10 protein-coding genes and 4 pseudogenes are annotated in these 11,602 nt (G+C 72.4%); 12 read left to right on the forward strand and 2 right to left on the reverse strand.

The features are described 5' to 3' along the window. Positions 1-260, forward strand: a pseudogene (locus tag ACRDTB_RS34610) (IS110 family transposase); the annotation flags it as partial. Positions 261-318: 58 nt separating this feature from the next. Here ACRDTB_RS34610 and ACRDTB_RS34615 read toward each other — a convergent pair. Next, entirely contained in the window at positions 319-921 is a 603-nt protein-coding gene (locus tag ACRDTB_RS34615) for a QsdR family transcriptional regulator (protein ID WP_431436453.1), read from the reverse strand. Between the two features lie 140 nt (positions 922-1,061). Here ACRDTB_RS34615 and ACRDTB_RS34620 point away from each other — a divergent pair, with 140 nt between their 5' ends. The 6 genes and pseudogenes from ACRDTB_RS34620 to ACRDTB_RS34645 form a co-directional block, all read left to right on the forward strand. Next, complete coding sequence (locus tag ACRDTB_RS34620; RefSeq protein WP_431436455.1) at positions 1,062-1,616, forward strand: dihydrofolate reductase family protein; 555 nt, start codon at positions 1,062-1,064, stop codon at positions 1,614-1,616. Between the two features lie 45 nt (positions 1,617-1,661). Beyond that, positions 1,662-2,231 (forward strand): GNAT family N-acetyltransferase, encoded by a 570-nt coding sequence (locus ACRDTB_RS34625; RefSeq protein WP_431436456.1) that lies wholly within the window; start codon positions 1,662-1,664, stop codon positions 2,229-2,231. Positions 2,232-2,284: 53 nt separating this feature from the next. Next, complete coding sequence (locus ACRDTB_RS34630; protein WP_431436457.1) at positions 2,285-2,737, forward strand: hypothetical protein; 453 nt, start codon at positions 2,285-2,287, stop codon at positions 2,735-2,737. Between the two features lie 502 nt (positions 2,738-3,239). After that, positions 3,240-3,992, forward strand: coding sequence for an ABC transporter permease (locus ACRDTB_RS34635; protein ID WP_431436458.1), 753 nt, complete (start codon positions 3,240-3,242; stop codon positions 3,990-3,992). A gap of 190 nt (positions 3,993-4,182) precedes the next feature. After that, entirely contained in the window at positions 4,183-4,737 is a 555-nt protein-coding gene (locus ACRDTB_RS34640) for a snapalysin family zinc-dependent metalloprotease (protein WP_431436459.1), read from the forward strand. Between the two features lie 113 nt (positions 4,738-4,850). Then, positions 4,851-5,345 (forward strand): annotated as a pseudogene (locus ACRDTB_RS34645) (GNAT family N-acetyltransferase); the annotation flags it as partial. On the opposite strand, the gene ACRDTB_RS34650 reads toward ACRDTB_RS34645, so the two are convergent. After that, positions 5,335-6,864, reverse strand: a complete 1,530-nt coding sequence (locus ACRDTB_RS34650) for an FAD-dependent oxidoreductase (RefSeq protein ID WP_431436460.1) — start codon at positions 6,862-6,864, stop codon at positions 5,335-5,337. The pseudogene ACRDTB_RS34645 and the gene ACRDTB_RS34650 overlap by 11 nt on opposite strands. Before the next feature lie 256 nt (positions 6,865-7,120). Here ACRDTB_RS34650 and ACRDTB_RS34655 point away from each other — a divergent pair, with 256 nt between their 5' ends. The 5 genes and pseudogenes from ACRDTB_RS34655 to ACRDTB_RS34675 all read left to right on the forward strand — a co-directional run. Beyond that, positions 7,121-7,444, forward strand: a complete 324-nt coding sequence (locus tag ACRDTB_RS34655; protein ID WP_431436461.1) for an STAS domain-containing protein — start codon at positions 7,121-7,123, stop codon at positions 7,442-7,444. A 2-nt stretch (positions 7,445-7,446) separates the two neighbouring features. Next, positions 7,447-7,875 (forward strand): ATP-binding protein, encoded by a 429-nt coding sequence (locus tag ACRDTB_RS34660; protein ID WP_431436462.1) that lies wholly within the window; start codon positions 7,447-7,449, stop codon positions 7,873-7,875. A gap of 47 nt (positions 7,876-7,922) precedes the next feature. After that, positions 7,923-8,024 (forward strand): annotated as a pseudogene (locus ACRDTB_RS34665) (NAD(P)-dependent oxidoreductase); the annotation flags it as partial. Between the two features lie 54 nt (positions 8,025-8,078). Beyond that, positions 8,079-8,410, forward strand: a pseudogene (locus ACRDTB_RS34670) (DUF3140 domain-containing protein). Positions 8,411-8,829: 419 nt separating this feature from the next. Further along, positions 8,830-11,602: non-ribosomal peptide synthetase (locus tag ACRDTB_RS34675; RefSeq protein ID WP_431436463.1), on the forward strand; the 2,773-nt coding region annotated here is incomplete at its 3' end.

The following is an 11,602-nucleotide window of genomic DNA, read 5'->3' on the forward strand; positions in this document are numbered from 1 at the left end:
ACTCCGGCCGCCGCACCGGCAACCCGCACCGCCCCAAACGCCACAGCCGCCACCTGCGCCGGGTGTTCTACCTCTCCGCGCAGACCAGCATCATCCGCGAAGGCCCCAACCGCGGCTTCTACCTCAAGAAACGCGGACAAGGACTCAAACACGTCCAAGCCGTCATCGCCCTCGCCCGCCGCCGAGTCGACATGCTGAGGGCACTGCCGCGTGACAACCGGCGCTTCACCCCCATTCTGCCGGTCACGCACGCGGCTTGACTTGATCATTGAGACTCCTCGGTGAGCGCTCCTCGATGAAACACCACCGGGATGTGTTTCACAAGAGCGGTTCGCGCGCCGGCACGTGTCCCTCCACGAGCGCGGCGAGCAACGTCGATGCCGCGGCCAGGTCCGGCGCGCGGGAGGCCAGCACGTCGGAGTACAGGAACGCCTCCCCTAGCCGGACGATCGCGTAGCAGAGGCTTTCCAAGCTGACGGCCGGCACGAACCCGCCCGCGTCGATGTCGCGTCGCAGCAGCTCGACGTGCGCGGCCATGACCCGCGGCTGCACCCGGCCGTGCGGGTCGGTCAGCACCCGGATGGCGACCGTGGGCTCGTCGTCGAGCAGCCGGCGGAAGCCCTTGTTGCCGGCGACGTCCGAGCGGTACCGGCGCATCACGGCCAGGCAGCGCAGCTCGCCGTCCGAGTCCCGGACCGCCGTGCCGTGCGCCTTCTCCCAGTCGCGGACCGCGGCCGCCATCGTCCGGTCGGCCAGGTACCAGAGCGCGTCGCCCATCAGGTCCTCGCGGTTGCCGACGCGGCGGAACAGCGTGCTGCGGGAGATCCCCAGCTCGGTCGCCAGCGTCCGGGTGTCCAGCCGGACGCCCCGGTCGATCCAGTGCGCGGCGGTCCGGACGATCTCCTCGGCGGAAGGACTCACGAACGCAGAGCGTACGACCGCGCGGCCGGTTCCGGACCGTCCGAGAGACCTCCGCAGCCGCGTGTAGAGATCCGGTGGTCGCCTCCGACTTGTTCGCGACGGCGCCCACCGGGGGCGCCACCCAGCTCCGGGAGCCGGACATGCGAAAGATCATCTACTGGGTGCACGTGTCGCTCGACGGCCACATCAACGGGCCGAACGGCGAGTTCGACTGGCCGGTGTTCGGCCCCGAGCTGGCGGCGTACTCGCACGAGGAGAACGACCGGGTCGACACGTTCCTCTACGGCCGCGAGGTCTGGGAGCTGATGTCCAGCTACTGGCCGACGGCCGACGAGGACACCACCGAGGAGCACGCGCGGTACTTCGCGCCGATCTGGCGGGCCACGCCGAAGGTCGTCTTCTCGCGGACGCTGACCACCGCGGACTGGAACACCCGCGTGCTCGGCGGCGACCTGGCGACCGAGGTGCGCGCGCTCAAGTCCGAGCCGGGCAAGGACATGCAGCTGACCGGGGGCGCGGGCGTCGCGAAGGCGCTGGCCGACCTGAACCTCATCGACGAGTACCAGGTGGTCGTGCACCCGGTGGTGCTCGGTGGCGGCAAGCAGCTGTTCGGGCTCGCGGACCGGTTCGACCTGAAGCTCACGGAGGCACGGACCTTCGACGGGGCGACGGTGCTGCTGCGCTACACCCGCTGAGCGCGCCGACCCGGGCTATCCTGCGGCCGGCACACGGGAGGCACGATGTCGGACACGCTCGGCGCCAGACGGTTCACCCCGGGCGAGGCGGCCGAGCTCGCCGAGTTCCTGACCGGCGAGCCGTGGCCGTTCCACAGCGGCACGCCGGATCGGGCGGAGGTGCTCCGCCAGGTCGCGGAGGGCCACTGGGACGGCCCGTCGGCCCGGACGTTCTGGCTGGAGCGTGGCGGCGAGCCGGCCGGGGTGGTCCGGCTGTTCGACCTCGCCGACGGCACGCCGCTGTTCGACCTGCGGCTCGCGGCCGCGCACCGCGGGCAGGGCCTCGGCACGCTGGCCGTGGGGTGGCTGACCGAGTACCTGTTTCACGACCCTGCCCACGATCAAGCGGATCGAGGCGACCACCCGGATCGACAACCACGCCATGCGCTCGGTGTTGCGGCGCAACGGGTACGTCAAGGAGGCCCATTACCGGCAGGCGTGGCCGGCCCCGGACGGCTCGCCGCACAGCTCGCCGCACGACGGCGTCGGCTACGCGATCCTCCGGTCGGACTGGCGCGGCGGCACCACCACGCCGGTGCGCTGGGCCGACTGACGTCCGGCCCGGCCCTCAGGTGACAAACGTGTCTCGGGGCTCACGCCGCGGCGGCCGTCCATGATCGAATGGCGCGGTGATCATGCACCGGGAGCTGCTGGCCATCGGCGAGAGCACCGACCGGCCACTGGAGGAGTACCTGCGGACGCTCTGGCTGCTCGGCAGCACCTCGCGCGACCTGCCGGAACTGCCGGCCGCGCTGTTCCTCGGCCTCCTGCGTGACGCGGGCACGGCGCCGGTCCCGCCGTTCGACGAGGCGTGGCGGACGGCCGACTTCGGGGTGACCGAGTCGATGGCCGGGTTCGACGTGTGGGAGCGGGTGATCCTGTCCCAGGTCGCCGACCTCCGTGACTTCGCCGACGGCGTGCCGCGCGACGGCGCCGTGCGCGCATGTGGGTTCCGGTGGCACAACCGCGCGGTGGAGCCGTTCCTAGCGTGCGGCCTGGCGGGCGCGCTCGCCGACGAGCCGGACCCGCTGTCGTGGCCCGAGTTCACCGAGTTCCTCGTCTGCGGCCAAGAACACGAGTAACCGCCAGCCCCCCGCCCCCGCACGCGAGTCCAACGCTCCGAACCCGCGAGTCCAACGCTCCGAACCCGCGAGTCCAACGTTCCAGACTCGCGAGTCCAACGTCCCGAGGGCCGGTTGACCTTCGATGTGGACGCGATGATCGTGCCTGCCGATAGTTCCCCGGTGCCCTAATCGACTGTGGCGCGAAATGTCACCGTTTGTCCGTCGCACAGGATTACGTGGTCATCAAGCCAGCGACGGCTCCCAGAGTCTCGCAAGTCCGTCGAGATCAGCCGCGCCAATAGCCTCGCGGTACGCGCAAAGGGTGCGCCGAATCTCCTTTCCGAATCATAGGACGGCCGTCCGTGTACTTGCGGAATCCTCGATCGGACTCATCGCCTTTCGCCGCCTTCTCAAGCCAGGTGGCACCACCTTGCCCCGGACACCCGAACGTTGGACTCGCGGGTCCGGAACGTTGGACTCGCGGGTCCGGAACGTTGGACTCGCGGGATGGGAGGCTGAGTTGGTGGATGGGCAGATCATCGTGGTGGGGTGGCCGCTTGCCGGGGTGCTGGTGCTGCTGACGGTGGTCGGCGCGCTGGTCGTGCGGCTCGGGCGGCTTGACGGGTGGCGGCCCGTGGTCACGGCGGCGACCCGGGCGACGGTGCAGCTCGGCACGGTCTCGCTGCTCATCGCCGCGGTGCTCGCGTCCGGCTGGCTCACCGCGGGGTTCGTGCTGCTGATGTACGGCATCGCGGCGGTCACCTCGGCGGGCCGTATCACGCGCGGCGGCGGCCGGGCCGCGGTACGCGCGCTGCCCGGGCCCGCGATGTCGATCGCCGCCGGGGTCGGGCCCGTGCTCGCGCTGCTCGTCGGCACCGGCATCGTGCCCGCGCGGCCGGTGGCGATCATCCCGATCGCGGGCATCCTCATCGGCGGCGCGATGACGGCCACCTCGCTCGCCGGCCGCCGCGCCCGGGACGAGCTGCGGGCCCGCCGCGGCGAGTACGAGGCCGCGCTCGCCCTCGGCCTGTTCAACCGCGACGCCGCGCTGCTGATCACCCGCCCCACCGCGAACCAGGCGCTCGTGCCCGTGCTCGACCAGACCCGCACCGTCGGGCTCGTCACGCTGCCCGGCGCGTTCGTCGGTGTCCTGCTCGGTGGCGGCGACCCGATCCAGGCCGGCGTCACCCAGCTCGTCGTGCTCGTCTCGCTGCTCGCGATCGAGGCCGTCGCGGTGCTGGTGACCATCGAGGTCGTCGCCCACACACCTTGACTCGCGACCGGCGCCCGATCGTCCCACTCTTCCAGCGTCGTTATCACCTGTCAATAAAGACCTGCAAGTGGTAATTCACCAACCTTCTGATCCTACGAAAGTTGGTGCCATACCGCTCTGACCACTCCTAACGTCCTGTTCGAGCGCGGCGGACTTCCGGACCGCGACACGTGTGCGCGAGGAGGGTTCGATGATCAGGAAGTCGTTCCTGTCCGTCGCAGTCGGGGCAGCGATGATCATCACGCCGCTGACCGCCGGCCAGGCCGCCGCCGCACCATCGACCCCGACCGACGTCCGCGCCGCCGCCACGACGGTCTGCTACGACGCGTCCGGAGCACCCACCTTCGCGTCCGAGATCACCCAGGGCGCGGCGAACTGGAACTCGTCGGTCAGCAACGTCCAGCTCTCGGACGACCCGTCCTGCGCGACGCTGGACTTCTACGAGGGCAACGACCCGCGCGGCTCGTACGCGTACACCGACGGGCACGGCAACGGCTACATCTTCATCGACTACACCCAGGCCGAGCAGTACCACACGGTTCGCATCACCGCCCACGAGACCGGCCACGTCCTCGGCCTGCCGGACCACTACGAGGGCCCCTGCTCGGAGCTGATGTCCGGCGGCGGCCCCGGCCCGTCGTGCACGAACGCGTTCCCGAACGCCGACGAGATCGGGCGCGTCGACAGCCTGTGGGCCAACGGGTTCCAGGCGACCCGCGGCGAGCTGAGGAAGATCTACTTCTGACGCTGGCCGCACCGGAACGGCGGTCGCCCACGGATCCCGGGCGGCCGCCGTTCCTTCCTTGACGAAACCTCGTCGCCCGGCGCCGACCGACGACCCTGGGCTAGAAAGGCCACATGATCCGCGAAGCCCGGCCCGAGGACCTGCCCGAGCTGCGTGAGGTGGAGCGGGCGGCCGGACGACCGTTCCGGGAGATCGGCATGGACGCCGTCGCCGACGACGAACCGCCGAGCGTCGAGGAGCTCGCGGCGTACCAGGCGGACGGGCGGGCGTGGGTGTACATGGACCACGACGACCGGCCCGTGGCGTACCTGCTGGTGGCGGTCGTGGACGGGCACGCGTACATCGAGCAGGTGTCGGTGCGACCCGAGCACGCGCGGCGGGGCGTCGGGCGCCGGCTGATCGACGTCGCGCGGGAGTGGGCGGTGGCGCGCGGCCTGCCCGAGCTCAGCCTCACCACCTTCGCCGACGTCCCGTGGAACGGCCCCTACTACGAGCGGCTCGGCTTCGAGGTCGTGGCGCCGGAACACCTGACCGAGGGGCTGCGCGCGATCCGTGCCGCCGAGGCGGCGCAGGGACTCGACGCCTGGCCCCGGGTGGTCATGCGCCAACGGCTCGCTCCACGTCGGACAGTCGGCGCAGCGGACGCACCGCCGGCCCCTGGAGCACCGAGCCGTCGACGTCGAAGCGGGAGCCGTGGCACGGACAGTCCCAGCTGCGCTCCGCGTCGTTGAACGCCACGAGGCAGCCCAGGTGCGTGCACCGCGCGGACACGCACGTCAGCTCGCCCGTCGCGGACCGGTAGGCGGCCACGAACGCCGTGCCGGCGCGGCCCACCGTGCCCGAGTCCGCGGCCAGGTTCGCCAGGTCCGCCGACGCCAGTGCCCGCAGCCGGTCGCCGGCCAGGTGCCTGGCGACCGTCACGTTGTCGCCGGCCAGGGTGGGCACGCCGGACAGCGGCAGGCGGCCCGGGTCGTACAGGGTGGCCAGCTCGTTCGGCCGGCCCAGCACCAGGTCGCGCAGCAGCAGGCCCGCCGCCGTGCCGCCGGTCATCCCCCAATGGCCGAACCCCGTCGCCACCCACAGGTTCCGGCTGCCCGGATGGTACCGGCCCACGTACGGCACGCCGTCCACAGTGGACATGTCGTGTGCGGACCAGCGGTACCGCAGGTCGGTCAGCCCGAGGTGCTCGGCGGCCCACGACGCGAGCCGCGCGTACCGGGCCCGCACGTCGACCCGGTCGCCCACGCGGTAGTGCTCGCCGCCGACCATCAGCACCGGCTCGCCGCTGGCGTAGGCGAGGCGGACCGAGTGGCGGGTGTCGGCGTCGAGGTACACGCCGGACAGCCGCAGCCGGGCGGGGAGCGGGCCCGCGATCACCAGGTCCCGCACCGGATCCAGCCGCGTGAAGAACAGCCCGCGGTCCAGCACCGGGTAGTGCGTCGCCACCACGACCTGATCCGCGCGCACCACGCCCGACGTGGTCCGCACGATCGCCGACCGGCCGGCGCGCACGCCGGTCACCCGGACGTCCTCCAGGAGCCGGCCGCCGAGCGCCTCGATCCGTGCCGCAAGGCCCAGCAGCCAACGCCGGGGATGGAACCGTGCCTGGTCGGCGACGCGCACCGCGCCGGCGACCGGCACGGGCAGGTCCAGCGAGTCGGTGTAGGACGCCGGCAGCCCCGCGGCCCGCGCCGCGCCCGCCTCCGCACGCAACGCGTCGCGGCGGGCGGGGTCGGTGGTGTAGACGTAGCTGTCCGTCCGCTCCAGCTCGCAGTCGATGTCCAGGGAGTCGGCGGTCGTCGCGACCCAGTCGAGCGCGGCCAGCTGGCTCGCCCCGTACGCGGCCGCGGCCGCCGGGCCCCTGCGCGACGCCAGGCCGTGGTAGGTCAGCCCGTGCTGCGCGGTCAGCTTGGCGGTCGTGTGCCCGGACACCCCGCCCGCGGCCGTTCGCGCCTCGAGCACCAGCACCGAACGACCGGCGTCGGCCAGCAGGTACGCGGTGGTCAGCCCGGCGATCCCGGCGCCGACGACGACGATCTCCGCCTCGGTGGGCAACGACCCGCCCGCCCGGTCCGGCCCCGGCGCGGTGTCCATCCACAGCGATCGGAAGTCGGGCAACTCCGCCATGGCGCCCGGATGCCCGCCCGTCCCGGGTCGAAACCCGGGTTCAAGCTCCTGGTTGGGCCGGGTCATCCGCCCGGCCCGGTTTTGGGGCGGCCTCCGGCGGCTACCCGAGAACCGGACGGTGCCCGTCGCGTTTAGGGGTGGGCACCGGTGGTAACTCTGCCGCCATGTGGCTCATGACGTGCACGTTCAAGGGCAAGGCGGTGGGACGGTGACGGAGTCGGCTCGGCCGGAAGGCGCGACACCGGCGGATTTCTCGGTGCGAACGGAGAACGTCGACGGGGCCGTGGTGGTGAGCGTGTCCGGCGAGGTGGACATGGGAACCGCGCCGGCGGTGGAGGAGTCGATCAAGACGGCGCTCGAAGGAGAACCCGCGGTGCTGGTCGTCGACCTCAGCGACGTCAGCTTCCTCGCCTCCGCGGGCATGAGCGTGTTGATCAGCGGAATGCAGCAGGCCGGCGAGCGGACGGCGTTCCGGCTCGTGGCGACTGGCACCGCGACGCTGCGGCCGATGGAGCTGACCGGCATCGCCGGCGTGTTCGCCATACATCCGACTCGAGATAGGGCGCTGCGCGGGGGTTGATCGTGAATCAGGGGCAGCGGCAACTCGAGGACGTTCAGGGGGGCGAGTTGCACGTCCGTGTCCCGGCCGTCGCCGGCCGGCTCACCAGCCTGCGCCATGTGCTGGCCAGGTGGGCCGAGCACGCGGGACTCGGCCCGGACGACCGCGAGGCGCTGACGCTCGCGAGCTACGAGGCGATGGCCAACTCCGTCGAGCACGCCTACGCCGGACAGTTGCAGGGCGTGCTCGACGTGGACGCGGTGCGCGACGACGACGAGGGGCGCGTGGTCGTCACCGTCACCGACTACGGCCAGTGGCAGCCGCCGCCGGCCGATCCCGGCACCCGGGGGCGCGGGCTCCCGCTCATCCGCGGCCTCTCCCCGGACTTCAGGATCACGTCGTCCACGCGGGGCACGACGGTCCGCATGTGCTGGCCACTGCCGGAGGAGTGACCGCGCCAGGCATCCGGTCGCCGCCCGGTTGATCCGGGGACGGCGGCGGCATCCGGGTCAACCGCGTCCCGCCCGGTCCGGTGTGGACACCGCTGGTCCCGGCGGCCTTCCCGGCCGAGCGGGTCGGGCAGTTCGGCGGCCACGTCCCTACGGCCGGGCGTTGCCCATGGTTTCGCGCCGGACGGCCCGGGTAGGTACCCGGCATGAGCGACCCGAACGACGACCAGCTCTGGCAGGAGTTCCACCAGGTCGTGAACATGACCTCCCGCGAGCTGTCGGACTGGCTGCGCACGCGCGACGCGAGCGAGACACCGAGACCGTGCCCGACCAGGCCGGGCCGCCGACCGGCCAGCAGGTGCCGCACGTGCTGGGCAAGCGACACGTGGACCTCACCGACGAGGACCGCCGCGTCATGCGCGAGGTCGTGGACCGGGTGCGAGCCGAGCGCCGCGACGACCTGGAGCCGGTGGCCGGGCAGGCGCACTGGCGCCACCGCCTCATGTCGATGGGACACGACCCGTTCCAGCCGGCCTGACACCGCGCTCAGGGCGCCGCCCGTACCGATTCAGCGCGGTGGCGTCCCCACTGTTCGAGGCGACCGTCGGACAATCGAACGACTGGTGGCGCAATCATGAACAAAAACCCGCACGGCGACACCTCTTCAATCGGTTATCGCTCGCCGTACCCGCGCAGTTTCTTCACGTGATCCCTCAATTTCGCACATTGTCCACACCGGACCACCACTTGGCCCGTTCGGGTGATTCGCCGGTGTCACCAGGCGCGGTACTGTCAGGCGCCGAGGCGGGGGCCTGTCAGGAAAGGTGACGATCATGGGCCACGATGCCGCCTGCCCGCACGAATTCGCGACAAATTCTCTGTTGCAAATTTCTTTGTAACGCAACCCGTTCACATATTTCCTGTGATTGTTTTGGAAACCATTTGACTGGGATAGTCGTGAACCCGACAGCCGCGGACGACGTGTTCTTCTTCCCCACCTCCTCCGGCCAGCGCCGGCTCTGGCTGCAGGAGCAGCTCATGCCGCGCAGCTCGGCCTTCCACAACGCCTGGCGGGTCCGCCTGTGCGGACCGCTCGACCCGGACCGGCTCGCCGAGGCGCTGCGCACGGTCGTCGACCGGCACGATGCGCTGCGCACGACCTACACCGACGTCGACGGGCTGCCCTCGCAGGTCGTCGCGGCCCGGGCCGGGGTGCCGCTGGTCGCGACCAAGGAGTCCGATGTGGACCGACTGGTTCGCGAGCCGTTCGACCTCACGACGGGCCCGCTGCTGCGCACCGGGCTGCTCCGCCGCTCTGCCAGCGAGCGCGAGCTGCTGCTGGTCGTGCACCAGTCGGTCGCGGACGGCTGGTCGTGCGCGCTGCTGCTCGACGAGATCGCCCGGCTCTACGGCGGCGAGCGCCTGCCCACACCGGAGCTGCAGCATCCGGACTACGCGGTGTGGCAGCGCGAGCAGGCCGACGCCAACAGCTACACCGAGGCCGCGCAGTACTGGCGCGAGACGCTCGCCGGCATCCCGACCGTGCTCACGCTGCCCACCGACCGGCGGCGCGCCACGGTCCGCGGGCGCGGTGCGGAGCTGGTCGCCCAGCTCGAGCCGGTCCCCGGCGCGTCGTTCGGCACGCTGCTCGCGGTGTACCAGGCGATGCTGCACCGGCTGTCCGGGCAGGCCGAGTTCCTCGTCGGGACGGTCGTGCCCGGGCGCACCGGGCCGGGCACCGACCAGGTCGTCGGGTTTCTCGCCAACACGCTCGCGCTGCCCGCGCGGATCGCCCCGGAGGCGACGTTCGCCGAGCTCGCCGAGCACGCCGAGGAGGCGGTCGAGGGGGCGCTCGCCAACCAGGACCTGCCGTTCGAGCACCTGGTCGACCTGCTCGCGCCGCGCCGGACCGTGGCGCACGCGCCGGTCGTGCAGACGCTGTTCCAGGTCGAACCACCGGTCGAGCCGACCACTGTGGACGGTCTGCTGTTCATACCGGAGCGGGTCGACGCCGGCGGGTCGGCGTTCGACCTGATGCTGACCGTCGTGCCGGGCGAGGACCGCTGGCTCGCCCGGTGGACCTACGACACCGACATCCTCGACGCCGAGACCGTCGCCGGTCTCGCGGAGATCTACGCGGTGGCGCTGCGGGCCGCCACGGCCGATCCGAGCCGCCGGATCGCCGAGCTGCCCCTGACCACCGCGTCCCCGCCGGCCACCGCGGCGTGCCCGAACCGGGTGCTCCAACCCGACCTGCTCCGGTTCGGTGACGCGCCCGCGGTGGTCGGCCCGGGCGGCCGGCTGACCTACCTGGCACTGGACGCGGCGGCGAACCGGCTCGCGCATCTGTTGCGGCGCAACGGGATCGGGCCGGACGTGCCGGTGGGGCTGTGCCTCGCGCGGGGCATCGCCGTACCGGTCGGCATCCTCGCCGCGTGGCGCGCGGGGGGCGGGTACCTGCCGCTCGACCCGGGCTGGCCGGTCGACCGGCTGGCCGCGATGGCCACCGACGCCGGGGCGCCGGTACTGGTCACCCACGACGCGGCCGGGGTCCGGCCACCGGGCGACTGGCGGGTCGTCGACCTCGACAGACCCGAGGTCCGGGCCGAGCTCGCCGGGTTGCCCGACGCCCCGCCGGACATCCCGCCGCCCTGCCCGGACCGCCTCGCGTACCTGCTCTACACATCCGGAGCCACGGGCCGGCCGAAGGGGGTCGCGGTCACCCACGGCAACGTCGCGAACCTGCTGTCCCACCTGGACGCCGTGCTCGACCTGTCCCCGGCCGACCGGTTCGCCGCGATCAGCAGCCCATCGTTCGACATGTCCGTCGTGGAGCTGCTGGCGCCACTGCTGCGGGGTGCGTCGGTGATCGTGGTGCCGGCCGCGGAGGTCACCGACGGGAGCCTGCTGCGCAATCGGCTGGCCATGGTTGGTGCGAGCGTCGTCCAGGCCACCCCGTCGGTCTGGCGCTCGCTCGTGCTCGCGGGCGGCGTGCCGGCGTCGGTGCGGCTGCGGATCAGCGGGGGCGAGGCGCTCCCCCGCGACCTGGCCGACGCGCTGCTCGCCGGCGGCGCCCGGGTGCTCAACGGCTACGGGCCGACCGAGACGACCGTGTACTCGGCGATCGGCGAGGTGCGCGCCGGCCCGATCCGGCTCGGCCCGCCGGTCGCCGGCACCTACCTGCACGTGCTCGACCCGGCCCTCGCGCCGGTGCCCGACGGCGTGGTCGGCGAGCTGCACATCGGCGGCGCCGGCGTCGCCCGCGGGTATCACGGCCAGCCGGAGCTGACCGCCGCGCGGTTCCACGCCGACCCGTTCACCGACTGCCCCGACGCGCGGCTGTACGCCACCGGCGACCTGGTCCGCCGCCGGCGGGACGGGCTGGAGTTCCTGGGCCGCGCAGACCTGCAGGTGAAGGTGCGCGGGTTCCGCATCGAGCTCGGCGAGATCGAGGACGCGCTGCGGGCGCACGAGTCCATCCGGGACGCCGCGGTCGCGACGTGGACGGTGCGCGAGGACGACGTCCGGCTGGTCGCGTACCTGGTGCCGCGGCGCCGGATCGGGATGGCGGAGCTGCGCCCGTGGCTGGCCCGCCGGCTGCCGGACTACATGCAGCCCAACCGGTACGTCACGCTCAACTCGCTGCCGGTCACCCCGACCGGCAAGCTCGACCGGTCCGCGCTGCCGGAGCCGGTGTGGGGCCGGCACAAGACGACGACCGTCGCACCCC

The sequence above is a fragment of the Actinophytocola sp. genome, assembly GCF_050699935.1.
In the GTDB taxonomy this organism is placed as follows: domain Bacteria; phylum Actinomycetota; class Actinomycetes; order Mycobacteriales; family Pseudonocardiaceae; genus Actinophytocola.

What these genes read in the sequence shown, in the direction of transcription:
- ACRDTB_RS34625 (WP_431436456.1), top strand. Translation starts at nt 1,662, where the DNA reads ATGTCGGACACGCTCGGCGCCAGACGGTTCACCCCGGGCGAGGCGGCC.
- ACRDTB_RS34620 (WP_431436455.1), top strand. Translation starts at nt 1,062, where the DNA reads ATGCGAAAGATCATCTACTGGGTGCACGTGTCGCTCGACGGCCACATC.
- ACRDTB_RS34640 (WP_431436459.1), top strand. Translation starts at nt 4,183, where the DNA reads ATGATCAGGAAGTCGTTCCTGTCCGTCGCAGTCGGGGCAGCGATGATC.
- ACRDTB_RS34650 (WP_431436460.1), bottom strand. Translation starts at nt 6,864, where the DNA reads ATGGCGGAGTTGCCCGACTTCCGATCGCTGTGGATGGACACCGCGCCG.